Raw genomic sequence first — 22,068 nt, 5'->3', positions numbered from 1 at the left:
CAATTGCGCCAGATTGCATAATCGGAAGTCAAGAATTTTCGACGGAGGCGGGCGGCGGCCGCAGAATCTACACCTTTCATCCTACGACTGTGGCGCATTCGCGTGACAACGCGCTGGCGGCCTTTCCCGCGATCGCGTAATCGCAGGCCATGAGCCAGACGCGTCTCGCCGATCGCCAGAATTCCGCGCCGCACCGCGGGCCGTTTCCGTCGCGGCTGATCGGGATCGGCGTGGCGCTGATGGTGCTGATGCCGATGGCGATGTGGCTCGCCAACCGCTCCTCGACGCTTCTGCTCGGCCTGGCGGTCATTCCCTTCGTCGCCGTGGTCGTCGCATCGGGCCGGGTGGGCGATCTCGCCGGGCGCATGTGGCGCCTTCTCGCGACGCCGCTCGGGCTGGCCGTCGCCGCCTTTCTCGCCTGGGCGCTCGTCTCGATCCTGTGGAGCCACCGGCCGCTTGCCTCCCTGCGGGCCTGGGGCGAGCTTGTGCTGCCGATCGTCTTCGCCCTCGCCATCGCCGCTTCCGGCCGGTTCCGGCCGCGGCCCGCCTGGCTGCGGGCGCTCGCGCTCGCGATCATCCTCGCCTGCCTGCTGGCGATCATCGAACTCGCTTCTGGGCTGTCGCAGCGTGCCGCGCTCGGCATCGGCAAGCTGATGAGCTTCGTCTTCAACCGCCCGGCGATCACCGCGCTCGTCCTGGCGGTGCCGGCGATCCATGGCCTGTGGAGCCTGCCCGGCGCGCGCCGGTCGGACCGGATACTGGCGATTGCTCTCGGCCTGGCCGTGGCCGCTCTGGCGCTGCGCTCGGAAAGCTCCTCGGCACGGCTCGGCGTCGCCGTCTGCGCCCTCTGCTGGGGGCTGTCGGCGCTCTGGCCGCGCCTGACGCTGACGGCCGCAGGATGCGGCTTTCTCCTCGCCATGATCGTGGCGCCCGTTCTCGGCATCGCCGCCCAGAATTGGCTGCCTTCGCTGATCCTGAACCGCTTCGCCGTCATGACCGGGCAGGCCCGCATCGATATCTGGCACAGCTTCGGCGAGGTGGCGCGGGCCCGGCCGCTTGCCGGCGCCGGGTTCGGGACCTCGGCCAGCATGCAGGATCATCCGGTGGCCGTGGAGGTCGTACCCGAGCATCGGCAGCTTCTCGGAGCGGGCCACCCGCATGACATGCCCCTGCAGGCCTGGGCCGAGACCGGGGCGATCGGAGCGGGTCTCCTCATCGTGGCGGGCCTGCTGCTGTTGATGCGGTTGCGCCGCCTGTCGGCGCGGGAGATGGCGCCACGCCTTGCGCTGTTCGCCGGCGCTTTCGCGATTTCGGTCGTCGGGCACGGTGCCTGGCAGGGCTGGTGGATTGCCGTTCTGGGGGCCGCGGTCCTCTGGTTCGGTCCGGGCGCCACAGCGTCCCAGGGAGAAGACCATGGCTGATTTCGACGTCGATCTCTTCGTCATCGGTGCCGGTTCCGGCGGTACGCGCGCGGCCCGTATCGCCGCCGGCCACGGCGCCCGCGTGATGATCGCCGAGGAGGACCGGATCGGCGGCACCTGTGTCATCCGCGGCTGCGTGCCCAAGAAGCTCTTCGTCTATGCCAGCCGCTTCGCCGAGGATTTCGAGGACGCTGCCGGCTTCGGCTGGACGCTGCCCCAGGCGCCCGTCTTCGACTGGCCGACATTGCGCGATGCCGTGGCCAACGAGGTCACGCGTCTGTCCGGCCTCTATCGCAAGGGACTTGAGGGCGCCAAGGTCGAGATTCGCGAGGAGCGCGCCGTCGTCGAGGGGGCGCATCAGGTCAGGCTGGCGAAGAGCGGCGAGGTCATCCGCGCCCGTCACATCCTCGTTGCGACCGGCGGCTGGCCCTCCTTCGATCCGCCGATCCCCGGTGGCGAGCTCGGCATCTCCTCCAACGAGATCTTCCATCTGCCGGCGCTGCCCAAGCGCCTGCTGGTCGTCGGCGGCGGCTATATCGCGCTGGAATTCGCCAGCCTCTTCGCCCGCCTGGGCGTCGCGGTGACGGTGCTGCACCGGGGCGGCAACATCCTGCGCGGCTTCGACGAGGACATCCGCAACCGCCTGCGCGACGCGCTCGTCCATGCCGGCATCACCCTGCGGCTCGGCAGCACGATCGAGCGGATCGAGGAACTGCCGGACGGTGCCCGTCGCGCCCATTGCGCCAAGGGCGAGCCGATCGACGCCGATATCGTCCTCGTCGCCACCGGCCGCCGGCCGAACACGCGCGGCCTTGGCCTGGAGCAGGCCGGCGTCGCGCTCGGCTCGCTCGGCGAGATCAAGGTCGATGCGGCATCGGCCAGCAGCGTGCCCTCGATCCATGCCGTCGGCGACGTGACCAACCGGGTCAACCTGACTCCGGTGGCGATCCGCGAGGGCCACGCCTTCGCCGACAGTACCTTCGGCAGCCGGAACTGGACCGTCGACCATGCCACCATCGCCTCGGCCGTCTTCACGACGCCGGAGGTCGGCACTGTCGGCCTGTCGGAGGAGCAGGCCATAGCGGCGGGGCACAAGGTCACCGTCTTCGAATCCGGCTTCCGCCCGATGAAGGCGACGATCTCCGGCCGGCAGGAGCGCATCTACATGAAGCTCGTCGTCGACGCGCAGTCGGACAAGGTGCTCGGCGTCCATATCCTCGGCCACGATGCCGGCGAGATCGTCCAGGCCGTCGCGATCGCCGTGACGATGGGCGCGACCAAGGCCGATTTCGACCGCACCGTCGCGCTGCATCCCAGCGCAGCGGAAGAGCTGGTGACGATGCGCACGCCGCGGGCGGGCTAGCGTCCGCCGCGTTGAAACGCCTTGTGAAGCGCTTGAATCTGGATGGCAAGCCGTTGCCGCGATAGGCCAACGGCTTGCGCTATCTCGTTACGGAGAATCGCCTTTCCCGATGCGTTCGCTGAGCGGCGACGCTGCCGGGAGCGCGGCCTTCCGCCAGATGGTGGTCATTCCCACATCATCGGTGTATAGCCGCCCCTTCGCGCTACCAAGAGGTTAACGTTGCGCGATCTCACAGTCAGGAGCACGTAGTCCCATGTCCGAGCGGTGGACGCCAGAGAGCTGGAGGGCCAAGCCCGTCCAGCAGATTCCGGAATATCCGGACCAGGCAGCCTTGAAGGCGGTCGAGCAGCAGCTCGCCGGCTTTCCGCCGCTCGTTTTTGCAGGCGAGGCGCGCAAGCTCAAACGGGCGTTGAGCAAGGTCGCCGCCGGCGAGGCCTTCCTGCTGCAGGGGGGCGACTGCGCCGAGAGCTTCGCCGAGCATTCGGCCGACAACATCCGCGATTTCTTCCGGCTGTTCTTGCAGATGGCGGTCGTCCTGACCTTCGCCGGCGGTTCGCCGGTGGTGAAGGTCGGCCGCATCGCCGGCCAGTTCGCCAAGCCGCGCTCGGCCCCGACCGAGACGATCGGCGGCGTCGAGCTGCCGAGCTACAAGGGCGACATCGTCAACGACAACGAGTTCACGGCCGAGGCGCGCATCCCCGATCCGCGTCGCCAGCTCGAGGGCTATCGTCAGTCGGCGGCGACGCTGAACCTGATCCGCGCCTTCGCGACCGGCGGCTATGCCAATCTCGACAACGCGCATCGCTGGATGCTCGGCTTCGTCAAGGATAGCCCGCAGTCGCATCGCTACCAGGAGGTGGCCGAGCGCATCACCGAGGCGCTGGACTTCATGCGCGCCATCGGCATCGATCCGGAGACCCATCCGGAGATGCGCACGACCGACTTCTACACCAGCCACGAGGCGCTGCTGCTCGGCTACGAGCAGGCGATGACGCGCACGGATTCGACGACCGGCGAGTGGTACGCCACTTCCGGCCACATGGTCTGGATCGGCGACCGCACGCGCCAGATCGATCATGCCCATGTCGAGTTCTTCCGCGGCATCAAGAACCCGATCGGCCTGAAATGCGGCCCCTCGACCACGGTCGATGGCCTGCTCAAGCTGATCGACGTGCTCGATCCGCAGAACCAGGCGGGGCGGCTGACACTGATCGCGCGCTTCGGCGCCGACAAGGTCTTCGACCATCTGCCGGCGCTGGTGCGGGCGACGAAGCGCGAGGGCCGCAACGTCGTCTGGTCCTGCGACCCGATGCACGGCAACACGGTCAAGGCCGCGAGCGGCTACAAGACCCGGCCCTTCGATCTGATCCTGGGCGAGGTGAGGAACTTCTTCGCCGTCCATGAGGCCGAAGGCACCCATGCCGGCGGCCTGCATCTGGAGATGACCGGCAAGAACGTCACCGAATGCACCGGCGGCGCCCGCGGCATGACCGATGCGGACCTCAACGACCGCTACCACACGTTCTGCGATCCGCGCCTCAACGCGGAGCAGGCGCTGGAGCTCGCCTTCATCGTCGCCGAGCTGGTCAAGCGCCAGCGCGCCGGCCGGGCGCGGCCCGAGGTCGAGGCGGCCGAGTAGGGCGCTTCGCCAGCGGACGAAAAAGAAAAGGCCGGGGCTTTGCCCCGGCCTTTTCTTTTCGAGCCTTGATGCTCTGCGTCAGAACTTGACGCCCGCGCCGACGCGCGCGGTATCGATGACCGCGTTCACGCCTTTGTAGTCGCTGAAATAGATGCGGTTGTATTCCGCACGGAACAGGATGTTGTCGGCGATCAGCGCGTCGATGCCGGCCCCGAGCACGATACCTGGGACATAGCCCGAGGAGATCTGGGTCGCACTCGTAGCGGACGTCGCGTCGGGCCGGGCGATCGTACCGGTACCTGCGTAGGTCGTGCGGGTCACGGAGCCGCCTGCGGAGCTGGTATTGAAGCGCGAATAGTTTTCGATCGTTGCATGCCCCTGCGCCATCTCGGCATTGGTCGAGACGCGGCCGACCGCCAGGCCGACATTGGCGAATGGCATGAAATTGCCGAGCGCATAGCCTGCCCTGGCCTTCAGCATGATCATGTCGTCGATCTTGTTGGTCGTGCGCCCGGCCACGCCGATGGCCGTTAGCGTATTGAGCGGATCGGTGGACGGAGATGACTGGACGGTGGTCGGAAACAGATTCTCGAACACCGCGCCGTTCGAGCCGCGCTGGTCTGTCTGGATGTTGAGGCGAAGATATTCGGCTTCGACACCGAGAATAGCATCGCCGAAGGCGGTGTTATAGCCGATGAACCCGCCAAAGTTGACCTTGTCCTTGCTCGCTCGCCCGAAGTTGTAGAGGCCGGTGCCCGCATCTCTGACCACGGCGTTCCCAAAAGCTGCTCTCGTGAGTGTCTGGGATTGCTTCTCGGCGTCGAACTGCCCGGTGACGTACCCGGCGCTTCCACCGATGTAGAAGCCACTCCAGTTGGGGGAGGAGCCGAAAGACGGAGCCGGTGGCGCGTCCTCAATCTGCGAGCCGCGCAGCACCGGATAATCGGCGGCGAGCGCGGGGGCGGTAAGTGTCGTGGCGGCGAGGGCGATGAGCCCGAAGCTTGGCGCGATGGAACGGATGCGCATCCTGATCTCCCCGAGCAGCGGTCCGGTTCCACCCGTTTCACCCTGCTCCGAGGATGATTCATGCCTCGGTAACCCTAATGTCGGGTTAACGATGGGGAACTTCGCTCAACGACGCGATTGTCGCGTGCCGGCAAACACGCCATAAGCCGGGCCATGACACTGTCTGCTGCAATTCGGCCTCTGGTTCGCTTCGCGCCGTCGCCCACCGGCTACCTCCATATCGGCAATGCCCGGCCGGCGTTGTTCAACTGGCTGTTCGCCCGCCGGCATGGCGGCCGCTTCCTGCTGCGCTACGACGATACCGATATCGCCCGCTCGAAGGCGGAATATGCCGAGGCCATCGCCGAGGACCTGGGCTGGCTCGGCATCGTGCCCGACCAGGTGATCCGCCAGTCGGAGCGGCTGGCGATCTATGACGCCGCAGCCGAGCGCCTGCGCGGGGCAGGGCGGCTCTACCCCTGCTACGAGACGGCAGACGAGCTCGACCGGCGCCGCAAACGCCAGCTCGCCCGCGGCCTGCCGCCGATCTACGACCGCGCCGCGCTGAAGCTTACCGACGAGCAGAAGGCGGCCTTCGCGGCGGAAGGACGTAAACCTCATTGGCGCTTCCTGCTGGAGGCCCGCGAGGTCGCCTGGGACGATCTGGTCCGCGGCGCCTCGCATGTCGACTGCGCCTCGCTTTCGGACCCGGTCCTGGTGCGCGAGGACGGCAGCTATCTCTACCATCTGCCGTCCGTGGTCGACGATATCGAGACCGGCGTCACGCATATCGTCCGCGGTGAGGACCATGTCACCAACACCGCGATGCATATCCAGATGTTCGAGGCCCTCGCAGCCGGGCTGCCTACGATGGCGCACGTCAACCTGCTGACGACCGCGAGCGGCGAGGGCCTGTCGAAGCGCCTCGGGCATCTCTCGCTGCGCGGCCTGCGCGAGACCGGCGTCGAGGCGCTGGCCGTGGCGGCGCTCGCGACGCTGGTCGGCACCTCCGATGCGGTGCGCCCGGTCGCGAGCCTCGACGAGCTCGCAGGCCTTGTCGAACTCGCCCATGTCTCGCGCGCGCCGGCCAAGTTCGACGAGCACGAGCTGGAGACGCTGAGCGCCCGCACGCTGCATCAGTTGCCGCTGGCAGCGGTATCGGAGCGGTTGGCTGCGCTCTGCCTCCCGGTCGACGAGGCGTTCTGGCAGGCCGTGCGCGGCAATCTCGCCAAGCTGGACGAGGCCGCCCAGTGGTGGCGCGTCGTGCAGGGACCGGTCACACCGGTGATCGCCGATGCCGGCTTCGCCGCCACGGCTGCCGGGTTGCTGCCGGCCGAGCCCTTCGATGCCACGACCTGGAAGAGCTGGACGCAAGCCGTCTCGGCCGCGACGGGTGCCAAGGGCAAGGCGCTGTTCATGCCGCTGCGCCAGGCCCTGACCGGGCTCGACCACGGACCGGAGCTTGCTGCGCTGCTGCCGCTGATCGGCCGAGAGAAGGCGCTGAAGCGGCTGGCCGACCAGAGCGCCTGAGCGCTCCCGCCGTCATTCTCGGGCCGCGCAGCGGACCCGAGAATCTCGTTCAGGATAGAGCAGTGGTTTCCGAGATGCCCGGGACAAGCCCGGGCATGACGGCTCTTTCCTCACTCATGCCGCTCCATCGCCGAGGCGTGCTTGGTGTCGCGCATGGTCGAATAGACCAGGAACGACAGGAAGATGATGCCGGCGAGGTAGTAATAGAACCACTGCTCATGGCCCTGCTGCTTGAAGAACAGGGCGATGGCGGGCGCCGTGCCGCCGAAGATCGAGACCGTGACGGCATAAGGCACGGCAACACCGGTGGCCCGGATCGCGGTCGGGAACAGCTCCGCCTTCACCACCGCGTTGATCGAGGTGTAGCCCGCCGTGAACAGCCAGGCGCCGCAGAGCAGCAGGAAGGCGACGAAGGCCGATTTCGTCCCGGCCAGCGTGGTCAGGATCGGCACGGTCAATAGCGTGCCGGCGAGCCCGAAGAAGATCAGCAGTGGTTTGCGGCCGATACGGTCGGAGATCGCGCCATAGATCGGTTGCAGCACCGCCGCGAAGATCAGCGAGCCCGCAATGACATAGGTCGTGGTAATGTCGGAGAGGCCGACCGTCTGCTTGACGAAGGTCTGCATATAGGTGGTGAAGGTGTAGAAGGCGGCGGTGCCGCCGGCTGTCAGGCCGACCACGATCGCCACCTCGCGCGGATATTTCAGCAGGCCCTTGAGCGAGCTTTCCTTCTTCATCGTCGCCTTGGCGGCCTCGAAGGATTCGGTCTCGTGCATGTGCCGGCGCATCAGCATGGCGGTGACGGCGAGAACCGCGCCGATGACGAAGGGAATGCGCCAGCCCCAGTCGACGAGCTGCTCATGTGTCAGGAAGACGTTCTGGAGCAGCAGCAGTACCAGGATCGCGGTGAGCTGGCCGCCGATCAGCGTCACGTACTGGAAGCTCGAATAGAAGCCGCGATGCTCGGGATCGGCGATTTCGGTGAGATAGGTCGCGCTCGCCCCGTATTCGCCGCCGAGGCTCAGGCCTTCGATGATGCGCGCCAGCGCCAGCAGGGCCGGTGCCGCGAAGCCGATCGTCGCATAGGTCGGGGTGAAGGCGATGATCAGTGAGCCGAAACACATCATCAGCACTGACACCATCAGCGAGAGCCGCCGGCCATAGCGATCGGCGAGATGGCCGAAAAGCCAGCCGCCGATCGGCCGCACGATGAAGCCCGCCGCGAACAAAGTCGCTGCATTGAGCTGCTGCACCACCGGATCATGCGAGGGGAAGAAGGCCGGCGCAAAATAGAGCGCGAAGGCCGTATAGGCGTAGAAATCGTACCACTCGACGAGATTGCCGACCGAGCCGATGAAGATCGCCTTGAGGCGGCGTTTGGCATCGCCGAATTCGATGGGATGGGCGGGAGGTGTCGCAGTTGTCTCGGACATGGCGGCCTTCTGAGCTGGGGAGCGTCAGAAGCGGGCGCGCGGCGCGAGGGCCGCGGGACGGGTCTGGCGGCCTCCCGGAGGCGGCTTGGATGGCCCTGTTATGCGGCGGTTTCGGCTATGCGTCCAGCAGCCGGCGTGCCGTTCCGGGGTGGTCTTCCATGCGTCGCTGGCATGGAACTTTTCGCCTTCAGGGCCGCGCGACCTGCGGGCTCAGGTTGGGAGCGAGATTGGGCGCGACGATCCGCACCGCGCGGCGCTCGCCGGTCGTGCTGCGCGATTCGCTCTTCAGCCCGTCCTTCTTGTCGAGCACTTTCTCACCCACCGCATCGGGGCCGACGCCGGCCGATTCGGTGCCGGATGTCGGCGAATCCTCGGATGGCATCGGCTTCTCGTCCGGGATCTCCGGAACGGGCGCCGGGGCCGGCGCCACCGCCTGGGCAGCCGCTCCTTTGCGCTTGGGATCGGGCTTCGGGCGCGACAGTTCGGCGGCGCGCTGCTCGCTGACGATGACGTCGCCCTTGCGCTTGTCGAGCAGGTATTCGGCATCCTTGAGGGCGGCCGACCAGCTCTGTCCCTGCCCGCGGCAGGTGCAGGCGGCATCGAAGCTGCGGGTGTATTTGCCGGCATTGGCCAGCGAGGAATAGGGCTGACCGGTCGCGCGCGAGGCGGCGTTCTGGATGTCGCCGCCGGTGCTCATGCCATAGGCCAGCGTCTCGGTGCCCGGGCAGAGCGCCTGGCACATCTCGTCGCCATTGCCGGTATTGTTCGAGAGCGGGAAGAAGAAGCCGTCGCAGGTGCGGACGCAGACGGTCTGCGGGCCGCCCAGGCGCGGCTTGGCCGGCTCGGTCGGCTGCTCGGGGTCGAGTTCGGGCAGGGTCGAATCGATTTCGCCGGGGCCGGGATCGCGCCCGAAGATCGTGTCGAAGAAACCGCGCGGCTGCGCCCGGCAGTTGTTGTTGATGGCCGACGCGAGCTGGGCCCGGCGTTGTTCGATGCCTCCACCCTCCGCCTGGCTCTGCAGCGCGCCGTACTGGTTCTGCAACTGGCCGAGCTGCTGGCGGATGAAATTGCATTGCGGCGGCGGCGAGTCGAAGAAGCTGAAGCCGCGGTCGCAGCCCATGGAGCGATACTGGTTGCTCAGTTGCGCGAGCTGGGCGCCAACGCGCCGCGCGGCCTGCGCCGCGCGCGGATCGCCGCCGCTGCGGCCCTGCAGGCTTTCCAGCTCGGCGCGCCAGGCGTTGCAGGACGCCGACTGCGCCACAGCGGTGCCACCGAGGGCCGCCAGCATCAGAAGGGCCATGCCGAAGCGTCTGGAAAGTCGCAGCATCATCGCGGGTCGGGTCACGTCATCCATGGTCGAGCCGGCAGGCCGGCTCTGTCGGGAGCTTTGGTCTAGAACACCCGCCAAACACGACGGAACTATGGAGCGGAGCCTCGCCTGATAGGCCGCGGGGACGCTCCATCGCGAGGGCCTCGCATGCCACATTCAGGCAGGCGCAGCAATCCGGGGACGCATGCGCCGCGCCGATGGTGGAAAACTTCCGTTCTGGTTAGAAGACCTGTGGCAGCGGCCCGGCCGCGCCGGCCTTCCGTGCAGCGCCAATGAGGCAAGCCCCGCCCATGTCCGATTATCTGCCTCTTCACGAAGCCGTCATCCCGGAGCTGCCGAACTATTATCGCGGCAAGGTTCGCGAGAATTACGACCTGCCCGACAACCGCCGCATCCTGATCTCGACCGACCGGCTCTCCGCCTTCGACCGGGCGATCGCCGCGATTCCGCTGAAGGGCCAGGTGCTGACGCAGACGGCGCGCTACTGGTTCGAGCAGACCGCCGATATCTGCCCCAACCATGTGCTGGAATACCCGGACCCGAACGTGGTGGTCGGCCGGCGGCTGGAGATCCTGCCCGTCGAGATGGTGGTGCGCGGCTATCTCGCCGGCACGACCGGCACCTCGATCCTGACCATGTACAAGCAGGGCCGGCGCGAGATGTACGGTATGACGCTGCCGGAGGGTCTGCGCGACAACGAGGCGCTGCCGCAGGCGATCATCACCCCGACCAGCAAGGCTTTCGACGGCGGCCATGACGAGCCGCTCTCGGCCGCGCAGATCGTCGGCGAGGGTTTGCTGACGCAGAAGCAATGGGACGAGGTTTCGGCCTATGCGCTGGCGCTTTTCGCCCGCGGCCAGAAGCTCGCCCGCGAGCGCGGGCTGATCCTTGCCGACACCAAATACGAGTTCGGCACCGATGCCGAGGGCCGCATCGTGCTGGCCGACGAGATCCATACGCCGGATTCGAGCCGCTACTGGTTCGCGGAAACCTATCCCGAGCGCTTCGCTGCCGGCGGAAAGCCCGAATCCTTCGACAAGGATTTCGTGCGCAACTGGGTCGTGGCGCGCTGCGATCCTTATACGCAGGACCTGCCGCCGATCCCGCAGGAGCTGATCGACCAGACGTCGGCGGTCTATGTCCGGGCCTATGAGGCGATCACGGGCACGGCTTTCGCCTATCCGCCGAAGGGCGAGGACCCGGCGCAGCGCATCCGGCGCAATCTGGCGCAGTATTTCTAGGTCAGGCTCGTCATTCTCGGGCGGAGCGCAGCGCAGACCCGAGAATCTCAGGCAGGACGAGGCTCCGGCGCCTCCGCGTCATGAGATGCTCGGGTCAAGCCCGAGCATGACGGCTGCGGTCCAGTGACCCCTAAGCCCCGTCCTCTTCGCGATAATTCCCGGCCAGATGCCGGCCGCGCTCCGTCAGCGTCGAGAGCACGCGCTCGAACACCTTGAGCTCGTCGGGCGCGATGCCGTCGATCCAGCGGGCTTCGAAGCCGAGCGCCAATGGCACGATCTGGTCGTAGATGCGCTTGCCCGCCGGCGTCAGCGCGACGAAGGATTCGCGCCGATCCTGCCGGTTCTCGGCGCGCGAGACCAGCCCGCGCTTCTCCAGCTCGCCCACGGCGCGCGAGACCTTGGTCTTGTGCATCTGGGCGAGCTCGCCGATGTCGCGCGAGGTCAGCTTGCCGAACTCGCCGAGCTGCGCGACCACCCGCCATTCCGGGATGCCGATGCCGAAGCGTTCGCCATAGATGCGCCCGAGCGCGCGTCCGCCGAGCGTGCCGACGACGTTGAGGCGATAGGGCAGGAAGCGCTCCAGGTGGAGCGCCTGTTCTTCCGGGGGGGCGGACGGTTTCCTTGTCATGGCGATGATCCGGCCACGCCTCAGCGTGCCTTCAGCCGGTTCATGAACGAGTCGTAGGACAGTTCCGCGATCTGCCACCAGAGCAGGTTCTCGCCGCGGAAGGCGACCATCGAATCGTAGCCCTTCTTGAAGTCCGGGCTCTTGGCGCTGGTTTCGGCATAGTATTCTTCGGCCGCCTTCAGCGCCGCTTCCATCACCGGCAGCGGGAAGGCCTTGAGTTGCGCGCCCTGCGCCACGAGGCGGCGCAGGCCGCCCGGATTCACGAAGTCGTATTTGGCGAGCATCCAGTTATTGGCGGCTTCGCAGGCGTTCTGGACGATCGCCTGATAGTGCTTCGGCAGCTTGGCCCACGCATCCTTGCCGATGATCAGGTGCAGCATCGCGCCGCCCTCCCACCAGCCGGGATAATAGTAGTATTTGGCGACGCGGATGAAGCCGAGCTTCTCGTCGTCATAGGGGCCGACGAACTCGGCCGCATCGATCGCGCCGCGCTCAAGCGCCGGATAGACGTCACCGGGTGCGATCTGGGTCGGCACCACGCCGAGCTTGGCGAGAACCGCCCCGCCCATGCCGCCGATGCGGAACTTCAGGCCCTTGAGGTCGTCGATGCTCTTCAATTCGTTGCGGAAGAAGCCGCCCATCTGGCAGCCGGAATTGCCGCAGGGGATCGCATAGGCGTTGAAGCGGTCGAGCACGCCGTTCACGATCTGCTCGCCGCCGCCGAAGAACCACCAGCTATGCTGCTGGCGGGCGTTGAGTCCGAAGGGGATGCCGGTGCCGAGGCCCAGCGTCGGGTCCTTGCCGATGTAGAAATAGGTCGGCGAATGCGCGCATTCGACCGTGCCGGACGAGACCGCGTCGAGTGCCTGCAGGCCGGGTACGATCTCGCCGGGTGCGAAGACCTGGATCTCGAACTTGCCGTCCGTCGCCTCGGAGACGAGCTTCGAGAATTGCTGGGCCGTGCCGAAGATCGTGTCGAGCGATTTCGGGAAGCTCGACGTCAACCGCCATTTCACCTCGGGCTGCGACTGCGCGATCGCCGGCATCGCGACCGTCGTCGCGGCGGCGGCCAGTGCCCCCGATTTCAAAAAGCTGCGACGTTCCATATGGTTTCCTCCCGAAGGCTGGTTATGCCTTTATTGGCGCGTCCGGGAAGGAATGAAAAGACATGAAGCTTGCCTCGCTCGCGCATGGCCGTGACGGCCGTCTCGTCGTCGTCTCCAGGGATCTGACCCGCGCCACCGATGCCTTTCCGGTCGTGCCGACGCTGCAGGCGGCGCTCGACGACTGGGGCCGCCACGCCCCGCGCCTTGCCGATCTCGCCGAGGGGCTCGAGCACGGCTCTGTCCCGTCCTTCCGCTTCCACGAGCATGACTGCGCCGCGCCCCTGCCGCGCGCCTATCAATGGCTCGACGGCTCGGCCTATGTGAATCATGTCGATCTCGTCCGGAAGGCGCGGGGTGCCACGATGCCGGAGAGCTTCTGGACCGATCCGCTGATGTACCAGGGCGGCAGCGACGCCTCGCTCGGCCCGCGCCAGGCCGTGCAGGCCCGCAGCGAGGAGGACGGCATCGATTTCGAGGCCGAGATCGCGGTCGTTACCGGCGACGTGCCGATGGGCGCGACCCGCGAGGAAGCGCTCGGGTCGATCCGTCTCATCATGCTCGTCAACGACGTGAGCCTGCGGAATCGGATTCCCGGCGAATTGGCGAAAGGCTTCGGCTTCGTTCAGTCGAAGCCGTCCTCGGCCTATTCTCCGGTCACGGTGACGCCGGATGAGCTGCGCGGGGCCTGGCGCGACGGCCGGCTGCATCTGCCGCTGCTCGCACTGGTCAACGGCACGCTCTTCGGCAAGCCCGATGCCGGCGCCGACATGACCTTCGATTTCGGCACGCTGATCGCCCATGCCGCCGCGACGCGCCGTCTCTCGGCCGGCACGATCATCGGCGCCGGCACGGTCTCCAATCGCGACGCCGATGGCGGGCCCGGTCGGCCTGTCGCCGAGGGCGGGCGCGGCTATGCCTGCATCGCCGAGCAGCGCATGGTGGAGACGATCCGGCAGGGCGAGGCGAAAACGCCCTTCCTGCGGTTCGGCGATACGGTCCGCATCGAGATGAAGGACGCTTCCGGCCATTCGATCTTCGGTGCGATCGAGCAGGAAATCCTGCCCCACGGTTGATCGAGTTCCCGGCTGCCACGGCTTGGCGGCAGCCGGGCGGCCGGATAACGTTGCGACCGCAGCGCCGATCCCAGACGCGAGAGCCGAGACGCCATGACCGAGACCGTGCCGTTCTATTCGACCGCCATCCCGCTGGCCTTCTTCGTCTGGGGGCCGGTCCTGGTGGTGCTGCTGTTCTGGGCGGTCGGTGTCTGGTCGAACCGTCAGGGCGTGCCGCGCATGCTGGAAAGCGACTGGGACGGCTACAGCGTCGCCGATGTCGAGAAGCTCTTCACCCTCTACGGCGAGGACAAGCGCGCGCGTTACCGCAACCGCGTGCTGCCAGCCGATGTCGCCTGCGCCTTCACCTATGCGATCGTCGGCGCGCTGATCATCGCCGGCCTCAGCCTGCGCGGGCAGCCCTGGTGGGTGGCGGCGCTTTGTGGCGGCGGCTGGCTTCTGGGCGGGCTCTGCGATGTCGCGGAGAATTTCGCCGTGGCGCGGCTGCTCGATCGCTATCCCCAGGTCGATGGCGGCAATGTCGCCTTCGCCAGCACCATGACACGGCTGAAGCTGGTCCTCTTCGCCCTCGGCGTCGTCGGCGCGCTCGCCGCCGCCTATCTCGTCTTCAAGCCGCTGGCGGGTTGATGGCCGCTCGAGGGAGATGCGTGATGAGACGACTGCCTGCGCTTCTGCTCTGGGGCGGCCTGTGCCTCTGCCTGGCTCGGCCGGCAGCGGCCGACGCCGAGCATGACCGCTGCATCGCCGCGTCCGACGGCACGAACACATCCTGGGCCACCTGCGGCGCTGACCTGCTGAAGCGCGAGGACGGGCGACTCAACGGAGCCTGGAAACGGGTCTTCGCCGGGCTGCCGGACGAGACGCGAAAGAACCTGCTCGACGAGCAGCGCGCCTGGAACGCCTTCAAGGAGACGAGCTGCCTGTTCTACCGCAGCGACGATTGGGGGCGGGAAGGGCAGGTGCTGCACTTCCCGCTCTGCCGTGCGGCGGTGATCGCCGAGCGCGTCAAGGCGCTGGAAGGTTACGGCACCTTCTTCAAGCAGTGACGGCGCGCTGCGAGGCTGGCATTCCGGCGCGAGCGCTACCATATCGCGTCGGCCCGAAGCCCGCCCCGTTCGAGACCTGCCGGAGTTCACGATGAGCCTGTCCCGCCGCCTGCCAGCCATGCTCCTCCTCGGTCTCGCCTGCGCCGGCCCGGCGATGGCGCAGGAAGACCTGATCTTCCGCAAGTCGACCGTCTGGAAGATGTTGACGCCGAACGACAAGCTCGCGGTCTATGGCGTCGACGATCCCATCGTCGAGGGCGTTGCCTGCCACTACACCGTGCCCGAGAAGGGCGGCGTCTCCGGCATGTTCGGCGTTGCCGAGGAGGTCTCCGAGGTCTCGCTCGCCTGCCGTCAGGTCGGTCCGATCAAATTCAAGGAAAAGGCCGAGCAGGGCGATGTCGTCTTCCGTGAGCGCCGTTCGCTGGTCTGGAAGAAAATGCAGATCGTGCGCGGCTGCGATGCCAAGCGCAACGTGTTGGTCTATCTCGTCTATACAGACAAGCTGATCGACGGCTCGCCGCAGAACTCGACCTCGACCGTGCCGATCATGCCCTGGGGCAATTCGGGCGAGCCGCCGAAATGCTCGGAATGGATTCGGTGAAGGCCGGGCGCTCGCCGCCAAACGGCGCTCGGATATGCAAGCCCTCATCCTGAGGAGCAACCGGAGGCTGCGTCTCGAAGGATGCTCCAGTTATCTCCAGAGCCTCCTGAAGCATCCTTCGAGACGCGCTCCGGCGGAGCGCTCCTCAGGATGAGGACTCTGTAGACCTGTCGGGGCTGCTTACTCGCCGCAGGTGATGCTGAGCGGCTGCTCGGCCAGTTGCGCCGGGCTCTGCTTCGTCACCGATCCGGTGAAATCCTCGCGGGCGGCGACGCCGAAGGTGACCGCCTTGCCGAAGCCCTGCGATTCGCACCAGGCGTTCGCGACGATCTGGCCGCATTCGGCCCTGGAGGAGATGCAGTCGGCGACGCCGTAGCCGTCGCTGGCCGGGATCAGGAAGGTGCGCGGCTCGCTTGCGGCGGCTGAGCGGCTGCTCGGCATGATCGAGAGCGAGATGCCGGCGGCGACGACCCCGAGCAATCCGACAAAGGCCACGGCGCGGCGCATGAGGTGAAGTTCCTGATGGATCGCGGACGGAGAGCCCGCGAATCGGGAGGATGGTTCCGCCCGGTTAAATTTGAATGAACTGCGGCAATATCGAGGCGATGTTGCATCGCAGCAATCGGGCGCCCTCTTGACGGAAAGCCCGCGGAAAGGCAATCAGTTCCTCCCATGACGCGAGCCGCCATCAACAGCCTCTGCATTATTTGCCGCTAGCTTTCGCTGGCCGGCTGCTCACGTCCTCGTCCTGAAAACGAACCGACAAAAGCGCCCCGGCCAGCGGCCAGGCCCTTTTTCGTATTTCGCCGTTCGTTTCGTTCCAGGATTTCGCCCCGATGTCGCCGACCCTGAGGCTCTACAACACGCTGACGCGCACGAAGCAGGACTTCGCGCCGATCGATCCGTCGAATGTCCGCATGTATGTCTGCGGCCCGACGGTTTACGACTACGCCCATATCGGCAATGCCCGCCCGGTCATCGTCTTCGACGTGCTCTACCGGCTTCTGCGTCACATCTACGGCGCCGATCACGTCACCTATGCCCGCAACCTCACGGACGTCGACGACAAGATCAACGCCCGCGCGGCGCGCGACTATCCCGGCTTGCCCCTGAACGAGGCGATCGCCAGGGTCACTGAGACGACGACGGCGCAGTTCCACGCCGATATCGATGCGCTCGGCACGCTGCGGCCGACGACGGAGCCGCGCGCCACCGAGCATATCGAGGAGATGAAGGCGATCATCGAGCGCCTGATCGCGCGCGGCGTCGCTTATGTCGCCGAGGAGCATGTGCTCTTCCACGTCCCGGCCGTGGCGCATCTCGTGAAGGCGCCGAAATACGGCACGCTTGCCCGCCGCTCGCTCGACGAGATGCTGGCCGGCGCCCGCGTCGATGTCGCGCCCTACAAGCGCGACGCGATGGATTTCGTGCTCTGGAAGCCGAGCCGTGACGGCATCGATCCCGGCTGGCCGTCGCCGGCCGGCATCGCCACGCCCGGCCGTCCCGGCTGGCATATCGAATGCTCGGCCATGTCGATGGCGAAGCTGCTGACCCCTTTCGGCGGCGGTCTCACCTGCGACGATCCCGAGAAGAACGTCTTCGACATCCATGGCGGCGGCATCGATCTCGTCTTCCCGCATCATGAGAACGAGATCGCCCAGTCCTGCTGCGCCTTTGGCGGTGGCGAGGGGCAGTCGCGCATGGCCAATATTTGGATGCATAACGGCTTCCTGCAGGTCGAAGGCGAGAAGATGTCGAAGAGCCTCGGCAACTTCGTCACCATCAACGAACTGCTGGAAACGGATGGCTTCGGCGGCCGCAAATGGCCGGGCGAGGTGCTGCGCCTCGCGATGCTCAAGACCCATTACCGCCAGCCGATCGACTGGACGGTTATGCGGCTGAATGAGGCGAGTGAGCTCATTAAAAAGTGGCGCTCGATTTTGGTCGAGACTTTTCCGGAAGAGGTGCGGCACGCGCATTTTTGGCAAACGCTGCCGTTCTGGGCGGAAGAGCAGCCAGGGTCTAGGGATGCTATCGTTGACCTGTTGGCGGATGACTTGAACACCCCGCTCGCTTTCACACTCATGAGTGGCCAAGCGGGAGATTGGTGGCAGGCCAATACCGTTGAGTCCAAGAAGCGAAATGCTCGTTGGTTGGCATGGAGCCTGTATTTGTTGGGAGTGCTGGATGAACGGTCGTTTGCCATTGCGGATCGTCCACGCATTGAGCATCTGATCGCCGCCCGTCTCGACGCCCGCCGCGCGAAGAACTTCGCCGAGTCCGATCGTCTCCGCGACGAGCTCGCCGCGATGGGCATCGCGCTCAAGGATGGCAAGGACCCCGCCACCGGCGAGCCCACGACCAGCTGGGAGGTGAAGCGATGAGTCCGAAGATCCGCCCGGCGGGCTCGCTCTCCTTCGCCATCAAGCTGGTCATGCTGGCGATGGTCGTGCCGCGCGTCGTCCGCTTCAAATTGAGGCGGGAGCGATGAGCGCGGCACGCGTCCATCTCTTCGACACGACGCTGCGCGACGGCGCCCAGACCACGGGCGTCGACTTCTCGCTCGACGACAAGCGGGCGGTCGCGGCGCTGATCGACCGGCTCGGCGTCGATTATGTCGAAGGCGGCTATCCCGGCGCCAATCCGCTCGATACCGCCTTTTTCGAGCAGAAAGCGACGAAGCAGGCGAAATTCGCCGCCTTCGGCATGACCAAGCGGGCAGGGCGCTCGGCCGCGAACGACCCCGGCATCGCCGCGCTGCTGGAGGCGAAGGCTGACGCCATCGTCTTCGTCGCCAAGGCCTGGGATTATCATGTCCATGTCGCGCTCGAGATTTCGCTGGAGGAGAACCTCGCCGGCATCCGCGAGAGCGTCGAAGCGGCGAAGGCCGCCGGCCGCGAGGTGATGCTCGATTGCGAGCATTTCTTCGACGGCTACAAGGCCAATCCCGATTACGCGCTCGCCTGCGCCCGCGCCGCCTACGAGGCTGGCGCCCGCTGGGTCGTGCTCTGCGACACCAATGGCGGCACATTGCCTGATGAGGTCGGTGCGATCGTGCGCGAAGTCGCGAAGGTCGTTCCCGGCGACAATCTCGGCATCCACGCCCATGACGATTGCGGCTGCGCCGTCGCCAACTCGCTCACCGCCGTCGAGGCCGGCGCGCGCCAGATCCAGGGCACGCTGAACGGGCTCGGCGAACGCTGCGGCAACGCCAATCTCGTCACGCTGATCGGCGCGCTCAAGCTCAAGGAGCGCTATCGCGACCGCTTCGAACTCGGTGTCGACGAGGAGCAGCTCGGCGAACTGACCCATGTCTCGCGCGCGCTCGACGAGATGCTGAACCGCGCCCCGAACCGCCATGCGCCCTTCGTCGGCGCCTCGGCTTTCGCGACCAAGGCCGGCATCCACGCTTCCGCGGTGCTGAAGGATCCGCGCACCTACGAGCATGTCGCGCCGGAGGCGACCGGCAACACCCGCAAGGTCCTGATCTCCGATCAGGGCGGCAAGTCGAACCTCGTCGCCGAGCTGGAGCGCATCGGCGTCACGCTCGGCCGGGACGATCCGCGGCTCAACCGCGTGCTGCAGGAGGTCAAGGACAAGGAGGCGCAGGGCTATGCCTTCGAGGGCGCCGACGCCTCGTTCTTCCTGCTGGTGAAGCGCATTCTTGGCGAGGTCCCGGATTATTTCGCGGTCGAGCGTTTCGCCGTGAATGTCGAGCGCCGCCACAATGCGCTGGGCGAGCTCGTCACCTTCTCCGAGGCGATCGTGAAGGTGAAGGTCGGCGACGAGGTGCTGATCTCGGCGGCGGAGGGCGATGCCGGCCCGGTCAATGCGCTCGACATCGCCTTGCGCAAGGACCTCGGCCGCTATCAGTCGCTGATCGGCGGCTTGCGCCTCGTCGACTACAAGGTTCGCATCTTCCAGGGCGGCACCGACGCCGTGACGCGCGTGCTGATCGAATCCGGCGACGAGACCGGCGAGCGCTGGACCACCGTCGGCGTCAGCGCCAACATCATCGACGCCTCGTTCCAGGCGCTGGTCGACTCGATCACCTACAAGCTGGTGAAGGCCGGTGCGACGGCGTGAGGCCTTGCGTCGTCATGGTCGGGCTTGTTCCGATCATCCACGTCTTCGCTTCATCGATCGAATGCGGTGTCCAAGGCGTGGATGCTCGCCACAAGGGCGAGCATGACGGCGGTGTGTCTCGATCCGCGCCTCACTCCGTCAGGCGAATGACCCGGTCCCTGCACAGGTCCATATCGGCGTCGCTCTCGGCCTCATCGTCGAACCGCGCCTGCACCGTATAGGAGCAGCCCTGCGGCTTGTTGAGCTTGAGCGCGATGCTCTTGCCGGGCGCCAGCGGCTTGGCGAGCTTGGCGACGAGGCGCGGCTGATCGCCGGGCGTGGCGATCGCGAAAGTGCTCAGCGGCACGGCGCGCTGGTTGGTGATCGTGATCTGCGGATGCGGCCGGGAGCCCTGTGCCACGGCGGGCAGGGCGAGGAGGATGGCGGCGGCGATACCGATCCCGGAGGCGACAAGCTGTTGAGCCTTCATGGTGTTTCCTTCCCCGATGGCAGGCGTCGAGCGCCCTGATCGGGATCAGATACCCGTGATGGGGCGATGGCAAGGCAGCTTTCGGGCGAGCTGTCGCATGCTCCCCACGCAACGACATTCCCATGCAATGGCGTCCGATTGCGTCTATACGGGCGCTCTAACTGGAATCGTTTGAAAATGTCCGCGCCGTCAACGCCGCCCCCGGCGTCGAGCTTTCAACGCTCTGCCGTGATCCAGCCCGGGTCCGGTTTCTTCGCCACCTTCCGTGCGCTCTGGCCCTATCTGTGGCCGGTGGAGCGCGCCGATCTGCGCGGCCGCGTCGTCGCGGCCTTTGCGCTGATGGTGGCCGGCCGGCTGGTGCTGATGGGCGTGCCCTTCACCTTCAAATGGGTGACGGATGCACTGGCCGGTTCCTATTCGAATCTGGAGAAATGGCTGCCCTGGCTGGTCGGCGCGCCGCTGGCGCTGACGATCCTCTACGGTCTCGCCCGGGTCGGCGCCGCCGCCTTCGTGCAGTTGCGCGATGCCATCTTCGCCCCGGTCTTCATGCATGCGGTGCGTACGCTGGCCTTGCAGACCTTCGGCCATCTCCACCATCTCTCGCTGCGCTTCCATCTTGAGCGCAAGACCGGCGGGCTCACCCGCGTGCTGGAGCGCGGCCGCAACGGCATCGAGGAAATGGTGCGCCTCGGCCTCAATCAGCTCGTGCCGGTGATCATCGAGGTTTCGTTGATCATCGCGGTGCTGCTGTATCTGTTCGACTGGCGCTATGTCGCCGTGCTGGTCGCGATGGTCACGGCCTACATGACCTACACCATCAAGGCGACGGAGTGGCGCATCGCCATCCGCTTGGCGATGAACGAGTCGGATACCGACGCCAATGCCAAGGCGATCGACTCGCTGCTCAACTACGAGACGGTGAAGTATTTCGGCGCCGAGGCCCGCGAGACCGCGCGCTACGACCAGTCGATGGCGCGCTACGAGCGCAACTCGATCAAGTCCTACACCTCGCTCGCCTGGCTGAATTTCGGCCAGGCCGCGATCTTCGCGGTGGGGCTGACGCTGTCGATGGTGATGGCGGTGCGCGGCTTCCAGGCCGGCACCAACACGGTCGGCGACCTCATCCTGATCAACGCCATGCTGATCCAGCTCTATATTCCGCTGAATTTCATGGGCACCGTCTATCGCGAGATCAAGCAGGCGACGCTCGACATTGCCCAGATGTTCTCGCTGATCGGCCGCGACCCCGAGATCCAGGACAAGCCCGGCGCCCTGCCGCTCGCGGTCTCGGCGGGAGAGGTCGCCTTCGAGGACGTGCATTTCGCCTATGTGCCGGAGCGGCCGATCCTGCGCGGCGTCTCGTTCAAGGTCCTGCCGGGGCAGACGATCGCCATCGTCGGCCCGTCCGGCGCCGGCAAATCGACGATCTCGCGCCTGCTCTTCCGCTTCTACGAACCGCAGAAGGGCCGCATCCTGATCGACGGCCAGCCGATCGCCGATGTAGAGCAGGTCTCGTTGCGCGCCGCGATCGGCATGGTCCCGCAGGATACGGTGCTGTTCAACGACACGATCGAGTACAACATCCTCTACGGCCGCCCCGAGGCATCGATGGAGGAGGTTGCGGAGGCCGCGCGTCTCGCCCAGATCGACCGCTTCATCCGCACCCTGCCGGAGGGCTATGCCACCTCGGTCGGCGAGCGCGGGCTGAAGCTCTCCGGTGGCGAGAAGCAGCGCGTCGCCATCGCCCGCACCATCCTGAAGGGGCCGCCGGTGCTCGTCCTCGACGAGGCGACCTCTGCGCTCGATTCCTTCACCGAGAAGGAGATCCAGGATGCGCTCGACCGGGTCAGCGAAGGCCGCACCACGCTGGTCATCGCCCATCGCCTGTCCACGGTGGTCAATGCCGACGAGATCATCGTGCTCGACAAGGGCCAGATCGTCGAGCGCGGCCATCACCGCGACCTTCTGGCTGCGAACGGCGTCTACGCCGCGATGTGGAACCGCCAGCGCGAGGTCGACGAAGCCAAGGCGACCCTCCAGCGCGCCACCGAAGCCGAGGGGGAGAGCGTCAGGGTGACGCTGTCGTAAAATGCGCGT

The 22,068-nt window shown here is 66.5% G+C and carries 19 protein-coding genes; 12 read left to right on the top strand and 7 right to left on the bottom strand.

Annotation, left to right across the window (positions count from 1 at the left end):
• The first annotated feature begins 149 nt into the window (after positions 1 to 149).
• From AC1RLU_RS09175 to AC1RLU_RS09165, 3 genes are all read left to right on the top strand, one after another.
• Positions 150 to 1,421, top strand: a complete 1,272-nt coding sequence (locus AC1RLU_RS09175; RefSeq protein ID WP_492795113.1) for an O-antigen ligase family protein — start codon at positions 150 to 152, stop codon at positions 1,419 to 1,421.
• Positions 1,414 to 2,784, top strand: coding sequence for a glutathione-disulfide reductase (gene gor / locus AC1RLU_RS09170; protein WP_492795111.1), 1,371 nt, complete (start codon positions 1,414 to 1,416; stop codon positions 2,782 to 2,784). Before AC1RLU_RS09175 ends, gor begins: the two co-directional genes overlap by 8 nt.
• 253 nt (positions 2,785 to 3,037) lie before the next feature.
• Positions 3,038 to 4,423: a class II 3-deoxy-7-phosphoheptulonate synthase gene (locus AC1RLU_RS09165; protein ID WP_061964286.1), complete on the top strand. Its 1,386-nt coding sequence runs from the start codon at positions 3,038 to 3,040 to the stop codon at positions 4,421 to 4,423.
• 78 nt (positions 4,424 to 4,501) lie between these two features.
• On the opposite strand, the gene AC1RLU_RS09160 is transcribed toward AC1RLU_RS09165, so the two are convergent.
• Positions 4,502 to 5,449: an outer membrane protein gene (locus AC1RLU_RS09160; RefSeq protein WP_492795109.1), complete on the bottom strand. Its 948-nt coding sequence runs from the start codon at positions 5,447 to 5,449 to the stop codon at positions 4,502 to 4,504.
• Between the two features lie 153 nt (positions 5,450 to 5,602).
• Here AC1RLU_RS09160 and gltX point away from each other — a divergent pair, with 153 nt between their 5' ends.
• The gene (gltX, locus tag AC1RLU_RS09155) at positions 5,603 to 6,958 is read left to right on the top strand and encodes a glutamate--tRNA ligase (RefSeq protein WP_492795107.1); all 1,356 of its coding nucleotides are present in this window, start codon (positions 5,603 to 5,605) and stop codon (positions 6,956 to 6,958) included.
• A gap of 110 nt (positions 6,959 to 7,068) precedes the next feature.
• Here the strand turns inward: gltX and AC1RLU_RS09150 are convergent, their stop codons facing one another.
• On the bottom strand, positions 7,069 to 8,391 hold the full coding sequence (locus tag AC1RLU_RS09150) for an MFS transporter (protein WP_492795105.1): 1,323 nt from the start codon (positions 8,389 to 8,391) through the stop codon (positions 7,069 to 7,071).
• Between the two features lie 187 nt (positions 8,392 to 8,578).
• Complete coding sequence (locus AC1RLU_RS09145; protein WP_492795103.1) at positions 8,579 to 9,691, bottom strand: DUF2865 domain-containing protein; 1,113 nt, start codon at positions 9,689 to 9,691, stop codon at positions 8,579 to 8,581.
• Positions 9,692 to 10,011: 320 nt separating this feature from the next.
• Between AC1RLU_RS09145 and AC1RLU_RS09140 the strand changes: the two genes are divergently transcribed.
• Positions 10,012 to 10,962 (top strand): phosphoribosylaminoimidazolesuccinocarboxamide synthase, encoded by a 951-nt coding sequence (locus AC1RLU_RS09140; protein ID WP_061964276.1) that lies wholly within the window; start codon positions 10,012 to 10,014, stop codon positions 10,960 to 10,962.
• A gap of 130 nt (positions 10,963 to 11,092) precedes the next feature.
• On the opposite strand, the gene AC1RLU_RS09135 is transcribed toward AC1RLU_RS09140, so the two are convergent.
• On the bottom strand, positions 11,093 to 11,590 hold the full coding sequence (locus AC1RLU_RS09135; protein WP_061964274.1) for a MarR family winged helix-turn-helix transcriptional regulator: 498 nt from the start codon (positions 11,588 to 11,590) through the stop codon (positions 11,093 to 11,095).
• 20 nt (positions 11,591 to 11,610) lie between these two features.
• Positions 11,611 to 12,696 (bottom strand): TRAP transporter substrate-binding protein, encoded by a 1,086-nt coding sequence (locus tag AC1RLU_RS09130; RefSeq protein WP_091855655.1) that lies wholly within the window; start codon positions 12,694 to 12,696, stop codon positions 11,611 to 11,613.
• Positions 12,697 to 12,758: 62 nt separating this feature from the next.
• Between AC1RLU_RS09130 and AC1RLU_RS09125 the strand changes: the two genes are divergently transcribed.
• The 4 genes from AC1RLU_RS09125 to AC1RLU_RS09110 all read left to right on the top strand — a co-directional run bounded on the left by AC1RLU_RS09125 (position 12,759) and on the right by AC1RLU_RS09110 (position 15,416).
• Positions 12,759 to 13,769, top strand: a complete 1,011-nt coding sequence (locus tag AC1RLU_RS09125) for a fumarylacetoacetate hydrolase family protein (protein ID WP_492795101.1) — start codon at positions 12,759 to 12,761, stop codon at positions 13,767 to 13,769.
• 93 nt (positions 13,770 to 13,862) lie between these two features.
• Positions 13,863 to 14,396 (top strand): hypothetical protein, encoded by a 534-nt coding sequence (locus tag AC1RLU_RS09120; protein WP_492795100.1) that lies wholly within the window; start codon positions 13,863 to 13,865, stop codon positions 14,394 to 14,396.
• Positions 14,397 to 14,419: 23 nt separating this feature from the next.
• Positions 14,420 to 14,815, top strand: a complete 396-nt coding sequence (locus AC1RLU_RS09115; RefSeq protein ID WP_492795098.1) for a lysozyme inhibitor LprI family protein — start codon at positions 14,420 to 14,422, stop codon at positions 14,813 to 14,815.
• Between the two features lie 91 nt (positions 14,816 to 14,906).
• Positions 14,907 to 15,416 carry a CreA family protein gene (locus tag AC1RLU_RS09110; RefSeq protein WP_061964264.1) on the top strand — a complete coding sequence of 170 codons (510 nt, stop codon included), beginning with the start codon at positions 14,907 to 14,909 and terminating at the stop codon, positions 15,414 to 15,416.
• Between the two features lie 180 nt (positions 15,417 to 15,596).
• Here the strand turns inward: AC1RLU_RS09110 and AC1RLU_RS09105 are convergent, their stop codons facing one another.
• Positions 15,597 to 15,923: a hypothetical protein gene (locus tag AC1RLU_RS09105; RefSeq protein ID WP_061964262.1), complete on the bottom strand. Its 327-nt coding sequence runs from the start codon at positions 15,921 to 15,923 to the stop codon at positions 15,597 to 15,599.
• A 329-nt stretch (positions 15,924 to 16,252) separates the two neighbouring features.
• Here AC1RLU_RS09105 and cysS point away from each other — a divergent pair, with 329 nt between their 5' ends.
• Together cysS and cimA are read left to right on the top strand one after the other, a co-directional pair.
• Entirely contained in the window at positions 16,253 to 17,800 is a 1,548-nt protein-coding gene (gene cysS / locus AC1RLU_RS09100) for a cysteine--tRNA ligase (RefSeq protein ID WP_492795096.1), read from the top strand.
• A gap of 103 nt (positions 17,801 to 17,903) precedes the next feature.
• Positions 17,904 to 19,502 carry a citramalate synthase gene (cimA, locus tag AC1RLU_RS09095; RefSeq protein ID WP_492795095.1) on the top strand — a complete coding sequence of 533 codons (1,599 nt, stop codon included), beginning with the start codon at positions 17,904 to 17,906 and terminating at the stop codon, positions 19,500 to 19,502.
• Between the two features lie 130 nt (positions 19,503 to 19,632).
• Here the strand turns inward: cimA and AC1RLU_RS09090 are convergent, their stop codons facing one another.
• On the bottom strand, positions 19,633 to 19,971 hold the full coding sequence (locus AC1RLU_RS09090; protein WP_492795093.1) for a hypothetical protein: 339 nt from the start codon (positions 19,969 to 19,971) through the stop codon (positions 19,633 to 19,635).
• 177 nt (positions 19,972 to 20,148) lie between these two features.
• On the opposite strand from AC1RLU_RS09090, the gene AC1RLU_RS09085 reads away from it, so the two are divergent.
• A complete protein-coding gene (locus AC1RLU_RS09085; RefSeq protein ID WP_492795091.1) occupies positions 20,149 to 22,059 on the top strand; it encodes an ABCB family ABC transporter ATP-binding protein/permease in 1,911 nt (636 codons plus the stop codon).
• The last annotated feature ends 9 nt before the right edge of the window (positions 22,060 to 22,068 follow it).

Source organism: Allobosea sp. GW822-FHT05A11 (assembly GCF_058800455.1).
Note: the sequence above shows the minus strand (reverse complement) of the source record. Positions and strands in the feature narration are given on the sequence as shown.

Coding starts and splice junctions, on each gene's coding strand:
- AC1RLU_RS09175 (WP_492795113.1), top strand. CDS start 150: ATGAGCCAGACGCGTCTCGCCGATCGCCAGAATTCCGCGCCGCACCGC.
- gor (WP_492795111.1), top strand. CDS start 1,414: ATGGCTGATTTCGACGTCGATCTCTTCGTCATCGGTGCCGGTTCCGGC.
- AC1RLU_RS09165 (WP_061964286.1), top strand. CDS start 3,038: ATGTCCGAGCGGTGGACGCCAGAGAGCTGGAGGGCCAAGCCCGTCCAG.
- AC1RLU_RS09160 (WP_492795109.1), bottom strand. CDS start 5,449: ATGCGCATCCGTTCCATCGCGCCAAGCTTCGGGCTCATCGCCCTCGCC.
- gltX (WP_492795107.1), top strand. CDS start 5,603: ATGACACTGTCTGCTGCAATTCGGCCTCTGGTTCGCTTCGCGCCGTCG.
- AC1RLU_RS09150 (WP_492795105.1), bottom strand. CDS start 8,391: ATGTCCGAGACAACTGCGACACCTCCCGCCCATCCCATCGAATTCGGC.
- AC1RLU_RS09145 (WP_492795103.1), bottom strand. CDS start 9,691: ATGGCCCTTCTGATGCTGGCGGCCCTCGGTGGCACCGCTGTGGCGCAG.
- AC1RLU_RS09140 (WP_061964276.1), top strand. CDS start 10,012: ATGTCCGATTATCTGCCTCTTCACGAAGCCGTCATCCCGGAGCTGCCG.
- AC1RLU_RS09135 (WP_061964274.1), bottom strand. CDS start 11,590: ATGACAAGGAAACCGTCCGCCCCCCCGGAAGAACAGGCGCTCCACCTG.
- AC1RLU_RS09130 (WP_091855655.1), bottom strand. CDS start 12,696: ATGGAACGTCGCAGCTTTTTGAAATCGGGGGCACTGGCCGCCGCCGCG.
- AC1RLU_RS09125 (WP_492795101.1), top strand. CDS start 12,759: ATGAAGCTTGCCTCGCTCGCGCATGGCCGTGACGGCCGTCTCGTCGTC.
- AC1RLU_RS09120 (WP_492795100.1), top strand. CDS start 13,863: ATGACCGAGACCGTGCCGTTCTATTCGACCGCCATCCCGCTGGCCTTC.
- AC1RLU_RS09115 (WP_492795098.1), top strand. CDS start 14,420: ATGAGACGACTGCCTGCGCTTCTGCTCTGGGGCGGCCTGTGCCTCTGC.
- AC1RLU_RS09110 (WP_061964264.1), top strand. CDS start 14,907: ATGAGCCTGTCCCGCCGCCTGCCAGCCATGCTCCTCCTCGGTCTCGCC.
- AC1RLU_RS09105 (WP_061964262.1), bottom strand. CDS start 15,923: ATGCGCCGCGCCGTGGCCTTTGTCGGATTGCTCGGGGTCGTCGCCGCC.
- cysS (WP_492795096.1), top strand. CDS start 16,253: ATGTCGCCGACCCTGAGGCTCTACAACACGCTGACGCGCACGAAGCAG.
- cimA (WP_492795095.1), top strand. CDS start 17,904: ATGAGCGCGGCACGCGTCCATCTCTTCGACACGACGCTGCGCGACGGC.
- AC1RLU_RS09090 (WP_492795093.1), bottom strand. CDS start 19,971: ATGAAGGCTCAACAGCTTGTCGCCTCCGGGATCGGTATCGCCGCCGCC.
- AC1RLU_RS09085 (WP_492795091.1), top strand. CDS start 20,149: ATGTCCGCGCCGTCAACGCCGCCCCCGGCGTCGAGCTTTCAACGCTCT.